The 16,975-nt window shown below is 41.3% G+C and carries 19 protein-coding genes; 18 read left to right on the forward strand and 1 reads right to left on the reverse strand.

Going from position 1 to position 16,975, the window contains the following annotated elements; translation table 11 throughout:
• Window positions 1–3: 3 nt before the first annotated feature.
• The 5 genes from LCP48_RS09370 to LCP48_RS09390 all read left to right on the forward strand — a co-directional run bounded on the left by LCP48_RS09370 (window position 4) and on the right by LCP48_RS09390 (window position 4,309).
• Complete coding sequence (locus LCP48_RS09370; protein ID WP_054550916.1) at window positions 4–759, forward strand: ABC transporter ATP-binding protein; 756 nt, start codon at window positions 4–6, stop codon at window positions 757–759.
• Between the two features lie 104 nt (window positions 760–863).
• Window positions 864–1,382, forward strand: coding sequence for a sigma-70 family RNA polymerase sigma factor (locus tag LCP48_RS09375; protein WP_004229035.1), 519 nt, complete (start codon window positions 864–866; stop codon window positions 1,380–1,382).
• Entirely contained in the window at window positions 1,369–2,031 is a 663-nt protein-coding gene (locus LCP48_RS09380) for a TIGR04104 family putative zinc finger protein (RefSeq protein ID WP_004229033.1), read from the forward strand. The genes LCP48_RS09375 and LCP48_RS09380 overlap by 14 nt, the downstream gene beginning before the upstream one ends.
• Window positions 2,032–2,173: 142 nt before the next feature.
• Window positions 2,174–2,725 carry a biotin transporter BioY gene (locus LCP48_RS09385; protein ID WP_004229030.1) on the forward strand — a complete coding sequence of 184 codons (552 nt, stop codon included), beginning with the start codon at window positions 2,174–2,176 and terminating at the stop codon, window positions 2,723–2,725.
• An 18-nt stretch (window positions 2,726–2,743) separates the two neighbouring features.
• Window positions 2,744–4,309 carry an amidohydrolase gene (locus LCP48_RS09390; RefSeq protein WP_004229028.1) on the forward strand — a complete coding sequence of 522 codons (1,566 nt, stop codon included), beginning with the start codon at window positions 2,744–2,746 and terminating at the stop codon, window positions 4,307–4,309.
• Window positions 4,310–4,344: 35 nt separating this feature from the next.
• Here LCP48_RS09390 and LCP48_RS09395 read toward each other — a convergent pair whose 3' ends face one another.
• Window positions 4,345–4,554, reverse strand: a complete 210-nt coding sequence (locus tag LCP48_RS09395; RefSeq protein WP_004229027.1) for a hypothetical protein — start codon at window positions 4,552–4,554, stop codon at window positions 4,345–4,347.
• 212 nt (window positions 4,555–4,766) lie between these two features.
• Between LCP48_RS09395 and LCP48_RS09400 the strand changes: the two genes are divergently transcribed.
• The 13 genes from LCP48_RS09400 (at window position 4,767) to LCP48_RS09460 (ending at window position 16,947) form a co-directional block, all read left to right on the forward strand.
• The gene (locus tag LCP48_RS09400) at window positions 4,767–6,536 is read left to right on the forward strand and encodes a glycerophosphoryl diester phosphodiesterase membrane domain-containing protein (RefSeq protein ID WP_202341854.1); all 1,770 of its coding nucleotides are present in this window, start codon (window positions 4,767–4,769) and stop codon (window positions 6,534–6,536) included.
• 162 nt (window positions 6,537–6,698) lie between these two features.
• Window positions 6,699–7,649 carry a stalk domain-containing protein gene (locus tag LCP48_RS09405; protein ID WP_225340891.1) on the forward strand — a complete coding sequence of 317 codons (951 nt, stop codon included), beginning with the start codon at window positions 6,699–6,701 and terminating at the stop codon, window positions 7,647–7,649.
• A gap of 317 nt (window positions 7,650–7,966) precedes the next feature.
• Window positions 7,967–8,758 carry a DeoR/GlpR family DNA-binding transcription regulator gene (locus LCP48_RS09410; RefSeq protein ID WP_004229022.1) on the forward strand — a complete coding sequence of 264 codons (792 nt, stop codon included), beginning with the start codon at window positions 7,967–7,969 and terminating at the stop codon, window positions 8,756–8,758.
• 13 nt (window positions 8,759–8,771) lie between these two features.
• Window positions 8,772–10,037 carry a class-III pyridoxal-phosphate-dependent aminotransferase gene (locus LCP48_RS09415; RefSeq protein WP_004229019.1) on the forward strand — a complete coding sequence of 422 codons (1,266 nt, stop codon included), beginning with the start codon at window positions 8,772–8,774 and terminating at the stop codon, window positions 10,035–10,037.
• 43 nt (window positions 10,038–10,080) lie between these two features.
• Window positions 10,081–11,100 carry a phosphotransferase enzyme family protein gene (locus LCP48_RS09420; protein WP_225340892.1) on the forward strand — a complete coding sequence of 340 codons (1,020 nt, stop codon included), beginning with the start codon at window positions 10,081–10,083 and terminating at the stop codon, window positions 11,098–11,100.
• Between the two features lie 25 nt (window positions 11,101–11,125).
• A complete protein-coding gene (eat, locus tag LCP48_RS09425) occupies window positions 11,126–12,532 on the forward strand; it encodes an ethanolamine permease (RefSeq protein WP_225340893.1) in 1,407 nt (468 codons plus the stop codon).
• A 20-nt stretch (window positions 12,533–12,552) separates the two neighbouring features.
• A complete protein-coding gene (locus LCP48_RS09430; RefSeq protein WP_103117885.1) occupies window positions 12,553–13,296 on the forward strand; it encodes an HAD family hydrolase in 744 nt (247 codons plus the stop codon).
• Between the two features lie 4 nt (window positions 13,297–13,300).
• Window positions 13,301–13,591: a hypothetical protein gene (locus LCP48_RS09435; protein WP_202341860.1), complete on the forward strand. Its 291-nt coding sequence runs from the start codon at window positions 13,301–13,303 to the stop codon at window positions 13,589–13,591.
• Between the two features lie 15 nt (window positions 13,592–13,606).
• The gene (locus LCP48_RS09440) at window positions 13,607–15,088 is read left to right on the forward strand and encodes an aldehyde dehydrogenase family protein (RefSeq protein ID WP_225340894.1); all 1,482 of its coding nucleotides are present in this window, start codon (window positions 13,607–13,609) and stop codon (window positions 15,086–15,088) included.
• A gap of 14 nt (window positions 15,089–15,102) precedes the next feature.
• The gene (locus LCP48_RS09445; protein WP_004229005.1) at window positions 15,103–15,384 is read left to right on the forward strand and encodes a BMC domain-containing protein; all 282 of its coding nucleotides are present in this window, start codon (window positions 15,103–15,105) and stop codon (window positions 15,382–15,384) included.
• Between the two features lie 16 nt (window positions 15,385–15,400).
• Complete coding sequence (gene pduL, locus LCP48_RS09450; protein WP_216485498.1) at window positions 15,401–16,015, forward strand: phosphate propanoyltransferase; 615 nt, start codon at window positions 15,401–15,403, stop codon at window positions 16,013–16,015.
• A gap of 5 nt (window positions 16,016–16,020) precedes the next feature.
• Window positions 16,021–16,641, forward strand: a complete 621-nt coding sequence (locus tag LCP48_RS09455) for a hypothetical protein (RefSeq protein WP_216485497.1) — start codon at window positions 16,021–16,023, stop codon at window positions 16,639–16,641.
• Between the two features lie 15 nt (window positions 16,642–16,656).
• Window positions 16,657–16,947, forward strand: coding sequence for a BMC domain-containing protein (locus tag LCP48_RS09460; RefSeq protein WP_004228999.1), 291 nt, complete (start codon window positions 16,657–16,659; stop codon window positions 16,945–16,947).
• Window positions 16,948–16,975 lie beyond the last annotated feature (28 nt).

The following is a 16,975-nucleotide window of genomic DNA, read 5'->3' on the forward strand; positions in this document are numbered from 1 at the left end:
CCTATGAATATCGTAAGTGGTGAGCAAATAGCAAAGACGTTTCAGGTAGGCAAAGAACAACATCCCGTTTTACTGGATGTATCAGTTGCCATCAATCAAGGGGAGTTTATTTCCATTATGGGCCCATCAGGCTGTGGTAAATCGACACTGTTGTATGCCCTTAGCGGGATGGACAGTATTGATCAAGGTCAGGTCATCTTTGATGGAATGGACTTAACGACATTAAGTGACAAAGAACTGGCTGATTTGCGAAGAACGAAAATGGGCTTTGTCTTTCAGCAGCCGACCTTTCTAAAAAGCTTAAATATCCTTGATAATATTCTGTTACCTGCGATGCGTGATGAGCGAAAAAATGTGAGGGCCTTGACAGAAAGGGCACTACAGATTATGAACAAAATGGGGATTGCAGACTTGGCAAAGCGAGATATTACACAGGTTTCTGGTGGGCAGCTTCAACGGGCAGGCATTTGCCGCGCCTTGATTAGCAACCCGCAAGTGATCTTTGGAGATGAACCTACAGGCGCATTGAATTCAACGTCTGCTCAGGAAATCATGGATTTATTAGCCTCCATCAATAGTGAAGGCACAACGGTGATGCTTGTGACCCATGACCCAAAAATTGCCGCAAGAACAGAGCGTATCCTTTTTATGTCTGATGGCGCTATCGTGAATGAACTGAGATTGCCTCGATTCACAGGCACCGATTTAGATGATCGAATGGTCAAAGTTGTCTCTACTATGCAAAAAATAGGTATTTAGCTTGAAGAAATCCGTAATGATTTAAAAATTACGGATTTTTTTTTGATAAAATGAATCGCATTCATTATGGTGACCGTCAGTAGTGTAGAAAGTAGGTGATGGCAATGATGGCTATTGAACAGATAATCGAGGAGCACGGTGATTACTTATTAAAGGTCGCCTATCTATATGTAAAAAATAAGGCAACGGCGGAGGACATCGTGCAGGATGTGTTCATCGCCTTTTATCAAAAGCAGGGACAGTTTCGTCAGGAAGCATCCTTACGTACATATTTAGTGAAAATGACGGTTAATCGAAGTCACGATTATTTACGAAGTTGGAAAAGTAAACGACTGACATTGTTTGAAAAGATCACGGGGCGCACAACAGCTATGACACCTGAAAAGGAGATGCTAGAGAAAACTGTAAAAAAAGAGCTGGTGGAGGCACTGTTTACATTATCAGTTGCCTATCGAGAGGTCTTGATTTTGTATTATTTTGAGGAGATGTCGACAGTGGAAATTGCACAGCTTGTACACTGTCCAGAAGCAACGATTCGCACAAGATTACAGCGAGCTCGTAAACAATTAGCAACAGCAATGGGTGACTTTGATTGGGAGGTGCTACGCCATGAATCAATTTAAAGAGGAACTATTAAAGGAGCTACAAGATGTCAAGCTCTCACAGCAGCGCAAACAAATAATCGCGGAGAAAGCACAACGAAAAGTTCAACGCAAAGCAGGTAGTCAATGGACGTATCGTATCGTATTCGCAACCTTTACTATTTTTGTTATCGGTTTTAGCTATATCTTGACACAGCAGAAGGGGCAACAGAGTTCAGGCCATCAGGCGGCTAGCCTACAGTCCGATAATTGGCATTGGTGGTCACTATTTGCTTCGGATTATGTAAGAGGAATGATTTTACTGAGCATTTTTATAGGCGCTACATTTATTGTCAAACGTTATCTATTGAAAAAGGGGTATGGTTTACCTGTTTGTATTGAATGTGGGGAGAGTTGGTCTGAGAAGGATGCACGTAAATTATATCGCAAAAATAGTGAAATTGTGTGCCCTCATTGTGGACAAAAACAATATCGCACAAAAAAATCCATGCAAATCAGTGGTGTAATGACGATGCCAGTGCCACTGCTGATTATGCTACAGCATGTTTTCCATCATTTTGTTATCGGTCTCATTTTCTTTTTAGTGGGCATGTTCTTCTACCATTATCAAATTGCGCCATATGTGTTTAAGCTACAAGAGAAAGACCCGATGAATGAACCTTTATGGTAATGATTTTGGCAAGAAATTGCTAGGCTAATCTAGCAATTTCCCTTTTTTATTCTAAAATAGATTGACAATGGTTTTCATTTGCTTTATCTTTGTGTTAACTTATTTTTATTATTAGTTAACGCACAAGGGGAGGCTTTTTACATTGAAAAAAGGAAGTACATATCAATATGTGTTAGCAGCATTTGGGGCAGCAATAATCGCAGTTTTAGCACAGGTAACAATCCCACTACCACTTATCCCGATTACAGGTCAAACGTTAGCGGTTGGAATTATCGTGACGATTTTAGGGACAAGATTAGGCACGTTATCTGTTCTATTATATATTTTACTAGGGGCAGCAGGTTTACCTGTATTTAGCGGTATGTCAGGTGGACTAGGAATTTTAGTTGGTCCAACAGGTGGATATATTGTAGGCTTCCTTGCCACAGCTATTATTATGGGCTTATACTTAGATAAATTTGGTATTACATTTACTCAAGCTATTATTGCGAATATCATTGGGATGATTGTTACATTAGCGTTTGGGACAGTGTGGTTAAAAATTGTAGCAGATTATACATGGACAGCTGCCTTTATGGGTGGTGTTGCACCATTTATCGTGGTGGGTATTGTCAAAGCGGTACTTGCAGCATGGATTGGTGTAATTGTTCGTCGTCGCTTAGAAAGAGCGCACTTAATTGAAGCAATAGCATAGGACATGGGAGGAATTGTTTTGGCAACATTATGGACAGGTGGTAAGATTTACACGATGGCTCAGGTTGGTGAAACAGTGGATGCAGTCCTTGTTGAAGATGGAAAAATTGTGGCGACAGGCTCAGTGGAGAGCTTGTCGCCACTAGCTGCTTCTATCCAACATTTAGAGGGCAATATCATGTATCCAGGCTTTGTCGACAGCCATTTACATATTATTGGCTACGGAGAAAAACTCAAGCATCTTGATGTGTCGGCGGTTACGAGTAAAGAGGCGTTACTTGTGAAGCTTCAGGAGCGAATGGCTGAGGCGTCAGCACATGAATGGGTCATTGCGATTGGACTAAATGAAAACCAATTTGAGGAGCCCGTTTTTCCGACCTTAGCAGAGCTAGATGCCCTTGGAGATGCTCATTTAATCATTAAACGGAGCTGTCATCATTTGATTCTAGCCAATTCCAAGGCACTCGCTTTTGCAGGAATTACAAATAGGACTCCTTCGCCAGAGGGGGGTGTCATTGACAAAGTAGATGGTCAGCTCACAGGGATACTAAAGGATGCAGCATTGTATTTAATTGTTAACCAGATGCCACATATTACACCTGCGTATATTGAGGATGCACTGACAAAGGCGGTGACCTCATTGCAATCCTATGGTTTAGTAGGGGGACATTCAGAGGATTTAAGCTATTATGGACCGCCAGGCCAGCCGATTCAGGCTTATCGCAAAATAGTAGAGGTACAGCAATCCTTTAAGGTGCATTTATTACAGCATCATACAGTCTTTGAAGAGGTTGCGAAGATGGATTTAGCTTCCTCACCATTTTTGGAGTTTGGTGCGATGAAAATTTTTATTGATGGAGCCTTTGGAGGTCGTACGGCTGCACTACGTCAGCCTTACTGTGATGATCCGGACAATGCAGGGATGCTTATTCATACAACTGAGCAATTAACAAGCTATGTTCAGCTGGCACGTCAATATGGACAAACCGTTGCCGTGCATGTCATTGGCGATTTAGCAATAGACAAGATTTTAGACGTTTTTGCGGCATATCCTCCTCAGGAAGGTCAGCTTGATCGCGTGATTCACTGTAGCTTAGTCGATGAGGAACTTTTAGCCAAGCTAGCTGCATTACCAGTGGCAGTAGATATGCAGCCGCAGTTTGTACAGGGAGAATACCAAGCAGAGCTATCGAGACTTGGGGAGGAGCGCGCACAGGGCTTACATCCTTTAAAGTCTCTTCTTGACAGAGGGCTGATTGTCGCAGGCGGCAGTGATGCTCCGATTGAAGTGCCAAACCCGTTGTATGGTATTTATGCGGCTGTCACTAGAAGAAATTTTGGGGAGACACATGATGGCTATAACCCTCATGAGAAAATTTCCCGATATGAGGCAGTCCGTTTGTACACAGTAGGGGCGGCTGAAATCATTGGACAGCAATTTATGCGTGGCAAAATTGCAGAAGGCTTTGCAGCAGACTTTACGATTTTACAAGAGGACGTTTTTACAGTAGAGATGGAGCAGCTTCCACACATTCAAGTCGCATGCACGGTTGTGAATGGTCAGATAGTATATGAAAATCGCTGAGAAGGTTATCCTTCACAGCGATTTTTTTTATGGGACTATTGTTTGTCAGCTAGTTGTTTTACTTGTTGTTCTAAGGTCGACACACGTTTTGATAAGTCCTCTACTTGCTGTTGCATGGTTGGTGGAGGAGACACAGGGGCAGTGGATTTCATTTTTTTGATCATATGGATCATCACGAAAAAGATTGCTAGAAACATACATAAAAGAACGGTTGTACTAATGATATCACCAAGGTTGAATTTCATGTTTGCGCTCCTTTCTGTAGTGGGTATCTAGTTATATACAGGGTGACATGTTAAAAAGTTTCAAAAAAATGGTGAATGTCACGATTAATACAAAAATTGACACCTACTTTGGTGTAGAGGAGTGCTATTTTATTGGCTTTGAGGAATGGGCCATAGCAGTCAAAACATACGTTAGTAGTGAGCGATTTTAACAGCATGATAGGGGTGAGTATGTGCACAAGGCAGGACAAGTAATGCGACAGGCTGTCCATAATATTTATGTTTATCGATTCGATTATGTACAGGTTTTCGCATTAATTAGAATCTTTCAGTTTTTATTAATGATCCCTGTAACCTCTATCGTCTTGAAGCTCATGCTACGAGTAACTGGGTTTACACATATTACTGAGCAAAATTGGCAAAGCTTTGTGACGCATCCCTTTGTGATGATAATGATTTGTCTATTAATTTTGCTGTTTTTATTATTTGTATATTATGAGATGGGCTTTCTATTTCTCATGGCCTTTCATCAGCAACGAGGACTTCGCTACCGATTTCTTCCTTTATGGCAACAATTAAATCGCAAGGTTGTTTATTTTTTTAGTGTGCAAGTTTTATTTCTCATCGTCTATCTAGCGCTATTAATGCCACTAGCTTCCTTTATGCTACCCCTTACATTGACTCAATCCATCTCCCTACCACATTTTCTAACTGAAGAAATCATGAGTAGTCGAGCGGGTAGGCTAGCATATGCTGTGGTGGCAAGCAGCATTGTGATGATAGGCATTCGAAGTATCTTAACGTTACCTATCTTTACAATCCAGCCGCACATCTCTATTTTGCGTTCTTTTAAGCAAAGCTGGCGATTTTCCAAGCGTGGATTATTTGAACTAGTCGTGCTATTAGCTATGCTTTTAACAGGTCATCTGTTGATGATGCTTGGTATAACAGTGGTCGCTACGTTTCCACTCTATTTAATTGAACGTTTAATACCAAGTGCAGCCTTGATTACGGCTGGGTTGACACTAGCCTTTTTAGAAATAGTCTTTGTGGTGCTATTTAGTTTATTGCAGGCGATGTTTTCACAAGTTATGGTCGCCATTACGTATAATACGCCAGTGATGGGCAAAATCAGCGCTACTACACATCGGAAGCGGCGCTATAAGCCATTGCTGTTGATCAGTGGCATTGTGTTTCTCGTATTAAGTATGATGAATATCAATTCCTTAGAGAAAAGTGTCTATGCCCCAGATACCAAAATTATTGCCCACCGAGGCTATGTAGCAGGTAATGTAGAAAATACAATTAGTGGATTGGTGAGTGCAGCCAATGCGGGGGCAGATTTAATTGAAATCGATATTCAACAAACTGTGGATGGGGAATTCGTTGTCTTCCATGATCGAACATTACGAAGGTTAGCAGGTAAAAATGGTGTCATTGCGAATATGACCCTGAGCGAACTAAAAACGTTAACCATTCATCAAAATGGCTTTAGCGATAAAATTGCTTCATTAGATGATTGTATTGAAATTGCCAAAGCGTTAGATGTGGCGCTACTAATCGAATTAAAGGTGCATGGTCAGGAAACAGAAGATGTTTTACCTAAATTAGTAGAGAAGCTACGAAAATACAAGGTGCTAGATTCCTACTATGTGCAATCCGCTGATGGACAAAAAATGACACAATTAAAAAAATTGGTGCCGAATTTGCGCGTCGGTATTGTCTATGCACTCAATATTGGACCAATGGAGGAAAATGTTGATTTTATCGCACTGGAGGAATCCTGGGTAACGGAGCAGCTTATCGAAGAATTGAAGCAACATCCGACCGATTTATTTGTTTGGACACTCAATGACGATCGCTCCCTACAAACCTTCATCGAAAAGAATGTCAGCGGCGTCATCACCGACCATCCTGACGTCGCCCGCGAACTAAGAACTCAGCAAGGCGAAAACCAATATTTCTTACAACGCATCCTGAATCGGCTGAGATTTATCTTTTGATGGGGGAAGAATAAAATCGCAAAGAAGCGAATATCCGCGAAGAGAAGGTAGATACCCGCGAAAGCAAAGCTCTAGCCATAAAGATGGAGACAGTTTGTAACCTTTTTCTTTTGTATACGACTACTTTATTGAATTCGGGAAAATGAAGGAGATGCTTTTTGTATGAAAATGACGAAGGTCGTACCATTTGCTATGTCAGCATTATTATTAGGGGGCGCGATTGGAGCTCCAACTGCATCAGCGAACGAAGGGGAGGCTACTGTGATTAACGCAGAAACTTCGGAGCAACAAGTGCAGCCTATTTTTATTAAAGTGACAGGTACTGTTGAAAACGTAGAAGTACGTGAAAATGCCACATACTATACAGTGGTGGATGGTGACAATACAAATATTGTGATTGCCAATAAAGACTCATTAGTTTTTGACAATATGGGAAAAGAAGCCAAGCTTCAAAAAGGAAATAAGGTGTCAGCTTACTCATATGCCAAGAAGCCGATGCTTGCGATTTATCCACCACAATACAACCCAGAAGTAATCATTGTAGAAACAGAAGAAATGGGTAGCGTGGAAGTGGATTTCTTCAATAAAGATTTAGTGGATACTGAAAATAACCTCAAGTTAAATGTTGGGGAAGACACGAAGCTAGCAAGTGCTTCTGGCAAAGCTGTGAAAGTGGACGATTTAAAAGAGCAGCATTTAGTGGTGTTCTACACAATCGCAACGATGAGCATCCCTGCTCAAACACCGCCATCAAAGGTGATCGTATTAGATACGATTGAGAAGGAAGAACCTGTTGAAGTGGATCCAGTTCCAACACCCGAACCAGCTCCAGTTGATTCAGCAGTTCAAGAAATTATCAATAAAGACTTTTACGAAGTAGATGGGACAAAAATGGTGCCGCTACGCTTAATCGCTGAAAAGCTAGGCTTTAAAGTAGAAGTAACGCCAAAAGGTGCCATTGTTTCAAAAGGAGCCCTTTCGTATACAATTACGCGAGGTCAAAAAGAATATGGTTATAATAAAGCGCTTCGCCAATTTAAAGTAGCCCCTGCTTTATTAGAATCTGGCAAAACATATGTACCTGTTGAATTTGTAGAGGAATTAACAAAATAATCTCGTCATCCCCCTTTATGGTTTCTACCATGAAGGGGGATTTTTTATGAGAAAAAATAGTTGTAGAAAAATATTTTGAAAAAGGTTTAGAGAGCATTATGAGACAACTGAAATTGGTTTTTTGTGGCGTTTTCATTTTACGCTTAAAAGAAATAAGTGGCTTTAGAGAGAAAAAATCATACAGAAAATAAGATTCAGAGTATTGACAATTATTAAACTATTATTTAAAATTCAAAACAAATCCACATAAATACAGAAATAAATTGTTGGATTTGTGGATTTTGTTGGATTTAACTTTGTGTTTGGAGTGATGATGTATGTCTCTTTCGTTTGAGGAACGTAAAAAAGTGATTTTAGATATTTTAGATTTAGAAGGAAAAGTGAAGGTAAGTGATGCAGAGCAGCTATTAAATGTATCAGGCGAGACTATACGTAGAGATATGGATCGATTGGAGAAGGAAGGGCTTCTACACAAAGTCTATGGGGGGGCTGTGAAGGCAAAGGAAAAGTATGAGAGGACCTTTGAACAGAAAACGTCACTTAACAATATAGAGAAGAGAAGGATTTGTAAGGCTGCTGCAAGTATTGTGGAAGACGGTGATGTTATCTTTATCGGTCATGGTACAACAGCCTATGAAATCGTTCGTTATTTAGGTGATAAGCCCAACGTCATTGTCGTCACAAATTCACTCCCAGTTTTATCATTAGCCGCAGAATGCTTTCAAGGGAAGGTGCTCTTTGCGGGAGGAGAATATGAACATCGACAAAAATTTATGGGAGGTCCATTAGCTGATTTATTTTTTAATCAACTAAAGGCAAATAAAGCCTTTGTTGCTGCAGGCGGAATTTCGTTAGCAGATGGTATTACCGACTATGATATTACGGGCGCAGCGATTTCAAAGAAATTAATAGAGCGGGCAGAAAATACGATTATTTTAGCAGACCATACGAAATTTGGTGTCTCTACATTTGCGCATATTTGTCATTTAGAGGACGTTTCGATGGTGATTACAGATCAAAAGAGCTCCACACAATGGCAGGAACGATTACAGCAGAAAAAAGTGGAATTATTCATTGCAGGTGAAATGTTGGATGACGTCAATGTATAGGAAGGTGGAAACTATGGACTATTTTGCAAATAAACAGGCAACCTTACAAAAATCAATTGACTGGTGGAATCCAGGAAAAACGAAACAGTGGCAAATCGATGGTGTCGATGTCGTTATCGGGAAACGAGAGGGCTATTATTTCTACGATGTGGATGGCAAAAAATTAATGAATGCGCATCTCAATGGCGGAACATATAACCTTGGCCATCGTAATCCAGAAGTCATTGCTGCATTAGTGGAAGGAACCAATTATTTTGACATTGGTAATCATCATTTTCCATCTACTGCACGTGCACAGTTAGCTGAAAAATTAGCAGCCTGCACACCAGAAGGCTTAACATATTCTATTTTCTCTAGTGGTGGAAGTGAAGCAATTGATGTTGCTCTAAAGTGTGCGCGTTATGCTACAAAACGTAAAAAAACGATTTCCATTAAAAATGGATATCATGGGCACACAGGTCTTGCGGTTTCGCTTGGCAATGAACGCTATTCAAAACCGTTTTTAAGTGAGGGCAGTCCACATGAATTTGTGCACGTGCCATTCAATGATCTGGCGGCAATGGAACGTGAACTTGCTAGAGGGGATGTAGCAAGCGTAATTATCGAGACCATCCCTGCGACATACGGGTTCCCCTTGCCCACTGCTAATTACTTGGCTGATGTCAAATCACTTTGTGAACGATACGGGGCATTATATATTGCAGATGAGGTGCAAACGGGCTTAATGAGAACAGGTAAGCTGTGGGGAATTGAGCATTATGGGGTGAAACCGGATATTCTGGTAACAGCAAAGGGGCTAAGTGGCGGTATTTATCCAATTGCAGCTACAGTAGTCAATGAACGAGCAGGCGGCTGGATGGAAGAAGATGGACTAGCCCATATTTCTACATTTGGTGGAGCAGAACTTGGTTGTGTAGTGGCGATGAAAGTATTAGAAATCTCCCAACGTCCTGAAGTAGTAAAGAATGTAGAATATGTTGCTCGTTATCTACGAAGTGGCTTAGAGCGTATTCAACAACAATATCCAGATTTCTTTGTGGGCATTCGTCAGCTTGGCGTTGTTATGGGCCTAGAGTTTAATCATCCTGAAGGGGCTAAATATGTGATGAGCTCCTTGTACAAACATGGGGTATGGGCTATTTATTCAATGCTGGATACACGTGTGTTGCAATTTAAGCCAGGACTATTATGTGATAAAGCGTACTGTGATGAATTGCTTGAAAAATGTGAGGCGGGCATTAAAGAAGCAGCGCAGCTTGTAAAATTTGCACGCTATTAAAGGAAAGAAAGCTTGTCAATTTAGTAAACAGGGGGTTTTCTAGATGGGTCAAATGGATTTCATAGATTTAGAATTGGTCCTTTCCAACTTTCATCAAGCAGCAAATAATGCATTAAAGGAGTTTAGTTGTTTACTAGAAGCATCATGTAAAATGATTGATTATTCCGAAAATGCAACGTATCTCGTAGAAGATGGGCAGGGCAAAAAATATATTCTGAGGATCAGCCGACCAAATTACCATAAAAAGGAGGAAATCGAAGCGGAGATTGCCTGGTTAAACTCGCTCCATGAGCAATCTCCCATTGATGTATCATTACCGATGCGAGCAGATGACGGTGACTACGTACATGCTCATTCGTATCATGACACGATCTATTATAGCACATTATTTACATTTTTGGAGGGTACTGCTCCTGATGAGAATAATGAAGATGATTTAATTCAGCAATTTGAAACATTAGGCGAAATAACAGCCATGTTTCATAAACATACAATCGAGCAGCATGATTATTACCAAGCCTTTCAGCGCATGACATGGGATTATGATACGATTCTAGGTCAATCTCCGAAATGGGCGAGATGGCAGGATGGACTTGGAATGACCCCTGCACGAATCGCTTTATATGAGGAAGCATCACATATCATTCAAAAGAAGCTTGAGGTATTTGGGAAAGATAAAACAAAATTTGGCCTTATCCATGCGGATCTACGCTTAGCTAATTTACTCATCTATGGGGATGAAATTAAAGTGATTGATTTTGATGATTGTGGTTTTGGTTGGTTTTTATATGATTTAGCCACATCAGTGAGCTTTATTGAGCATATGCCTTATCTTGATGAGTTGATTGCTTCATGGGTTAAGGGCTACTGCAAAATTCGATTATTAACAGACGAAGAAAAAGAGATGATCCCAACTTTTATATTAATGAGAAGACTACAGCTTATTTCGTGGATTGGAAGTCGAGATAATGAGACAACGCGCTTACTTGGTGAAAATTACACGCTTCAGAGTGATGATTTAGTGAAAGCCTATGTAGAAAAGTATCAAGACTGTAACAACTAAATAACGATAAAAGGTGGCGAATAACATGTCTTCGAAAAAGGATGAAATCATCGTATTAAAGAAAGCCCTTACACCCATCCATTTATGGACAATTGGCGTCGGCATTGTGATTTCTGGTAACTACTTTGGCTGGAATTTTGGTTTAAGTCAATCTGGTTTTTTAGGAATGCTCATTGCGACACTATTTATGGCGATTATGTATTTAACGATGACCTTAGGTATTTCTGAATTATCGACGATGTTACCTTATGCAGGAGGCCCTTACTCCTTTGCTCGACGGGCGATGGGTCGTTATATCGGTTTTATTACAGGGGTTGGTGTCGTGCTGCAATATGTCATTGCCGCACCAATTATCGCGATTGGTATTGGAGGTTATATTAGCTTTTTATTTCCAGCCGTACCGACAGTTGTGGCAGCTGCCTTTATGTATGCTCTGTTCATGGGTGTTCACATTATGGGCATTAAAGAATATGCCACAATTGAAATGGTGCTTGTCTTTATCGCGTTAGGGTTATTAGTATTAATGTATTTCGTTGGATTGCCGCAAATTAATGTAGGGCATTTATTCCCTGAGAATGGCGATCTTATACCAGGTGGATTTAAAGGTATCTGGTCAGCATTGCCCTATGCGATGTGGCTATTCCTAGCAATCGAGATGTTGCCTATGTTATCGGAGGAGACGAGAGATGTACAGAAGGACATGCCGAAGGGGTTAATTTCAGGTATGGTGACCTTGCTGATTTTATCCATTTTGACAACAACTGTTGCCATTGGGCTAGCTGGCATCGATGTTATGACGGTTGCTGAAGATCCATTGCCAGCAGCGATTGCCGCTGTGTTTGGAAATACGTATTGGTTGGCGCAGATTTTAGCATCTGTTGGCTTAGTAGGACTAATCGCAAGCTTTTCGGGTGTGATTTTGGCTTACTCTCGTCAAGTCTATGCTTTATCACGTGCAGGCTATTTGCCAAGCATGTTATCGAAGATGCATAAAAAGCGTCAGACACCATATATGGCTATTATTTTGCCAGGCTTTATCGGGTTAGTGTTAGTCATTTTATTTAATCCAGATGATTTAATTTTAATTTCTACATTTGGGGCATTAGTATCGTATATTACGATGAATTTATCGGTGTTGATTTTGCGTAAAAAAGAACCTCATTTAGTGCGTACCTTTAAGACACCACTGTATCCATTTACGCCTATTCTCTCACTTGTGCTAGCCGTCATTGCTATCTTTGCGAGCTTCTTTGCGAATTTGACTTTTTTCATCGTTTGTTTGGCTGTTTTTGCTGTGGCAACGATCTATTATTGGGTGTGGGCAAGACACCATATTAATGAAGATGCACCAGAGGAACGCTTTGCCAAGGACACTACGGTGCAGCTAGAGGTGCAAGTACCGGTATCGCCAATAGAGGCTATACGAGAATAAATAAAGGGATGGGTTTTCCTATGACAAAAGTGGAATGGGTCATTTTTGATAAGGATGGAACAATTATTGAAATGGATTCTTTATGGATTGCCTGGGCAAAAAATTTATATGTTAATTTAACTGAAAATTCAGACTTAAAAATCTGTTTTTCCTTACAAACTTTTTTAAGAAACATAGGGGTTAACGACAATGGAGCAACGATTGACCCAACGAGTCCTCTAGCCATTGGAAGTATACAAGAAGCTGAGACGATCGTGGCATTTTTACTCTATCAGCAGGGAATCCCATGGAGCAAAGGGGTAACACTGGCAAGAGCAGCTTCCAACTTAGCCACATCGCAGCAGGAAAATAGCAAGGTACAGGCATTACCAGGTATTCGTAATCTCTTAATAACCTTAAAAAATAAAGGGATGAAATTAGGGGTGATTACAGCTGATCAAACGGCACGAGCCAAATCACATTTACAACAGCTAGAGTTATTAGCTTTGTTTGATTTCGTTCTAGGAAGTGACCAAGCTACATCCAGTAAGCCCTTCCCAGACTTAGCATATGTGGCAGAGGAACAATTTCAAGTATCGCTTAAGAAAGCCGTGATGATTGGCGATTCGAATGCAGATATGCTCTTTGCTAAAAATGCTGGCATGTGCTTTTCAATTGGCATCATTCCTAGTGCCACATACCCAAAGGATTATTTACCTGATGCAACCGCAATTATTGAAGCGTATGACGAATCTGTTCTCACCATGCTAATCGAAAAGGAGTGAGCATATGGACAATCAGCTAATTGCCAAGATTACTGAATTGGTATTGGAAAAACTAACGCAAGGCTCTCAGCCTGAACAAGCTTCTAAAACGTTATCAAATGATGAATTACAGGAATGGCAATCATTTCGATTAATAAAAGAAAACCAACATCAGACGCTGCAAACAACTGAACCTGCTTATGAAGCATTATCTACGCATGAATTACAGCATTGGCAAAGTCTGCACCAGCAATCATCAGGCACTGTCTCAGTAGCTAATTCGAGCGACTTAATTGCCCTAAAAAAATTTACCTGACGGGAGGTTCGTCATATGGTGAGAGACCAAGATTTGGTTTCGATACAAGAGGCAAGAGACGGAATAGCAGCAGCTTCGATTGCGCAAAAAATGTATGCCAGCTTTACGCAAGAGCAGGTCGATCGAATTGTCGAGGCCATTGCCCAAGCTGCGTATAAACAGGCAGAAAATCTTGCTGTATTAGCTGTTACAGAAACAAAGATGGGCATTATTGAACATAAAAAAATAAAAAATGAGTTGGCTTCTCAAGGTGTCTATGAAGCCATTCGGCATGAAAAGACAATTGGCGTTATACACGAGGATAGGGTAGCAAGGCAGGTGGAAATTGCTTATCCATTCGGTGTTATTGCGGCAGTTACACCTGTCACGAACCCGACTGCTACAGCCATTTTTAAAACGCTAATTGCCTTAAAGGCGCAAAATGCCATTGTCTTTAGTCCTCATCCAACAGCAGTCAACTGCACCATCGAGGCATTGAAAATTTGTCAGCAGGCAGCGGTTCATGCAGGAGCACCAGAGGGACTTATTCAATGGATTAGCCATCCAACAATAAAAGGAACAGAGGAATTAATGCATCATCGTGATGTACAGCTCATTCTAGCAACTGGTGGAGCAGGGCTTGTCAAAGCTGCCTATAGCTCAGGGAAACCAGCCTATGGTGTTGGCCCTGGGAATGTTCCTGTCTATATTGATCGCACAGCACATGTGAACGAGGCAATGAAGCAAATTATCGATAGTAAATCATTTGATAATAGTACGATCTGTGCCACAGAGCAAGCTATTGTCGTGCATCAGGAGGTAAAAGCGCAGGTGATGGCCGCGTTAGCAGAAAATGGGGCCATCCTTCTTAGCGGGCAGGACAAGGAAAAATTAGCAAAGGTGATTTCACCAGTAGCTCGTACATTAAATAGCCAAATTGTTGGGAAGCCAGCAACCGTAATTGCCCAAATGGCCAATATTGATGTCCCTCGACATACACGCGTATTAGTGGCGGAGGAACAGGGGATTGGGAAGGAGTATCCATTTTCCATGGAAAAGCTTTCTCCCATCCTAGGTCTTTATACGGCTCATTCGCAGGAAGAAGCCGTAAAGATTTGCCGTCGCTTGCTTGATGTTGGAGGGAGAGGACATAGCCTGGCTATTCATGCACAGGATGAACATTTTGTTAAGCAGTTTGCCGCTCAAATGCCCGTGTCCAGAATAGTAGTCAATACTTTAGCATCTGTTGGAGCTGCAGGCGGTACGACAAGTTTAACGCCTTCCTTTACATTGGGCTGTGGGGCCTATGGGGGAAATATTACGAGTGATAATATTTCTGCACATCATTTATTAAATAAAAAAAGAGTGGCCTATGGTGTGAAGGCACTAACGATTCCTCCCCCACGGCATCCACAAAATATACAGCCTCTACCGATGCAAGCAATTGAAGGGGTATCTATTGACAGGCTGACCATTGAAAAGGTTGTAGAGGAAGTACTCACAAAGCTAAGTAATTAGAGGAGGAAAAGGAAATGAGCGTAGAGATAAATGGAGCTTTAGGCATGATTGAAACAAGAGGATTAATCGGATCAATTGAGGCGGCAGATGCCATGGTAAAGGCAGCAAACGTCAATATTGTAGGGAAAGTCCATGTTGGTGGCGGTATTGTGACGGTGCTGGTGACAGGTGATGTCGGGGCAGTCAAGGCAGCGACGGATGCAGGCTCTGAGGCCGCACGTCGAGTAGGTGAGCTATTATCGGTACATGTTATTCCACGCCCTCATTCGGAATTATACGCAATTTTACCTAAGTGAAAAGTGAGGGAGTGTGATGACAAACAAGCAAGTACATGCTGCTGTTGTTACGAATCAAAGTATCCCGATTGCGATTTCTGCCCGTCATTGTCATGTTAATGAGGAGGATTTCTATTATTTATTTGGTAGAGACGCAGCGTTACAGAAATGGAAGGAACTTTCCCAGCCAGGTCAATTTGCTTCACAGCATGTTCTAACGATTAAGGGACCCAAAGGCCGAATTGACAAGGTTCGGGTTTTAGGCCCATTTCGCACTGCAACCCAAATCGAAATCAGTCAAACGGATGCCATCAAGCTGGGTGTAACACCACCGATTCGTATGTCAGGCGACTTAGAAAAATCTGAATCAATCACATTGATTGGACCTCATGGAACTCGCCATAAAACACAAGGATTGATTATTGCACAAGCACATATTCACATGGCTGTATCCGATGCTGCTGCCTTCAATGTCCAAGATAAGGAAATCGTGACGGTTGAAATCTGTGGGGATGGACGTCAGCTCCGATTAATGAATGTGGTTGTGCGTGTCTCCTCAGCATTCGTCCTTGAGATGCATGTAGATACAGATGAAGCGAATGCCGCCGCTGTTCAACAGCATTCAATTGGCAAGCTTATCAAAATGGAGTGACAGGTATGGATATAAAAGAATTACAGAGAATCATCGAAGAAGTAGTCATATCGATGATGGATAAAAAGCATAAAAGACTTTTGCTTGTCCATTCTCATACGACCATTTCTAAGAAACAGGTGGACGTATTACAAAGCTATTGCCATGTTGAGGAGTGGCAGGCAAATGAAACCACAAGTCCCACTCAGCTATTCTACGATGCTATTGTTTTTCTCGAAGTGGATCAAGCATTTATCGTCAGCAGTGCCCAAGGCTTGCCTACTACACCGGCAGCCTTGTACCTGTCTGAGTTGCTGGTTAGCAATCAAACAGCAATTTTAATTCCAAATGAAAAATTATCTGCTGTTGTCACAGCAAAGGAACCGAATCCTTACATGAAAATGTTGCTGCATCATATAGAGCGCTTAAAGGAGTTTGGCTGTGACATTCAGTTATTTGCACAGCTTATTCGATTTTTAAAGCAGCAAGAGGAACCGGCTCGTTCGACTATAGTGGCAAACTATTTGACAGCAGAGATGCTTCAATCATACAAGGGACAACAGCTGACACTGCCTGCCCACACAAAACTTACGCCACTAGCACAAGAAATGATTCAGGAAAAAGGGATGACGATACAAAGATATTAGCAGGAGTGTTGTTACATGATGAAATCGATTGGTATTGTGGAGACAAGAGGGCTTGCGATTTCAATACAAATCGCAGATGCTATGCTCAAAGCAGCAGATATTCGAATACTTCGACAAGAAACCATCGATTTGGCTCTAGTAACCATTGCCATTGAAGGGGACACAGCGGCCATTCAGGAAGCGATAGCCATTGGTACGCAACTAGCTAAAGCAGCCAACCAATGGATTGCCTCTTCGACTATTTTAAGGCCAGATATTGCGGTGAATGGATTAGTAACAGAAATTGCGAAAAAGCCAAGTACTTAAAATGAAGAAAAGGAAAGGTGGAGGAACG

The sequence above is a fragment of the Lysinibacillus capsici genome, from assembly GCF_020217405.1.
Classification (GTDB): Bacteria; Bacillota; Bacilli; order Bacillales_A; family Planococcaceae; genus Lysinibacillus; species Lysinibacillus capsici.

Excerpts from the sequence above, each read along its gene's own strand:
- LCP48_RS09370 (WP_054550916.1), top strand. The coding sequence starts at position 4 with ATGAATATCGTAAGTGGTGAGCAAATAGCAAAGACGTTTCAGGTAGGC.
- LCP48_RS09375 (WP_004229035.1), top strand. The coding sequence starts at position 864 with ATGATGGCTATTGAACAGATAATCGAGGAGCACGGTGATTACTTATTA.
- LCP48_RS09380 (WP_004229033.1), top strand. The coding sequence starts at position 1,369 with ATGAATCAATTTAAAGAGGAACTATTAAAGGAGCTACAAGATGTCAAG.
- LCP48_RS09395 (WP_004229027.1), bottom strand. The coding sequence starts at position 4,554 with ATGAAATTCAACCTTGGTGATATCATTAGTACAACCGTTCTTTTATGT.
- LCP48_RS09405 (WP_225340891.1), top strand. The coding sequence starts at position 6,699 with ATGAAAATGACGAAGGTCGTACCATTTGCTATGTCAGCATTATTATTA.
- LCP48_RS09410 (WP_004229022.1), top strand. The coding sequence starts at position 7,967 with ATGTCTCTTTCGTTTGAGGAACGTAAAAAAGTGATTTTAGATATTTTA.
- LCP48_RS09415 (WP_004229019.1), top strand. The coding sequence starts at position 8,772 with ATGGACTATTTTGCAAATAAACAGGCAACCTTACAAAAATCAATTGAC.
- LCP48_RS09420 (WP_225340892.1), top strand. The coding sequence starts at position 10,081 with ATGGGTCAAATGGATTTCATAGATTTAGAATTGGTCCTTTCCAACTTT.
- eat (WP_225340893.1), top strand. The coding sequence starts at position 11,126 with ATGTCTTCGAAAAAGGATGAAATCATCGTATTAAAGAAAGCCCTTACA.
- LCP48_RS09430 (WP_103117885.1), top strand. The coding sequence starts at position 12,553 with ATGACAAAAGTGGAATGGGTCATTTTTGATAAGGATGGAACAATTATT.
- LCP48_RS09435 (WP_202341860.1), top strand. The coding sequence starts at position 13,301 with ATGGACAATCAGCTAATTGCCAAGATTACTGAATTGGTATTGGAAAAA.
- LCP48_RS09440 (WP_225340894.1), top strand. The coding sequence starts at position 13,607 with ATGGTGAGAGACCAAGATTTGGTTTCGATACAAGAGGCAAGAGACGGA.
- LCP48_RS09445 (WP_004229005.1), top strand. The coding sequence starts at position 15,103 with ATGAGCGTAGAGATAAATGGAGCTTTAGGCATGATTGAAACAAGAGGA.
- pduL (WP_216485498.1), top strand. The coding sequence starts at position 15,401 with ATGACAAACAAGCAAGTACATGCTGCTGTTGTTACGAATCAAAGTATC.
- LCP48_RS09455 (WP_216485497.1), top strand. The coding sequence starts at position 16,021 with ATGGATATAAAAGAATTACAGAGAATCATCGAAGAAGTAGTCATATCG.
- LCP48_RS09460 (WP_004228999.1), top strand. The coding sequence starts at position 16,657 with ATGATGAAATCGATTGGTATTGTGGAGACAAGAGGGCTTGCGATTTCA.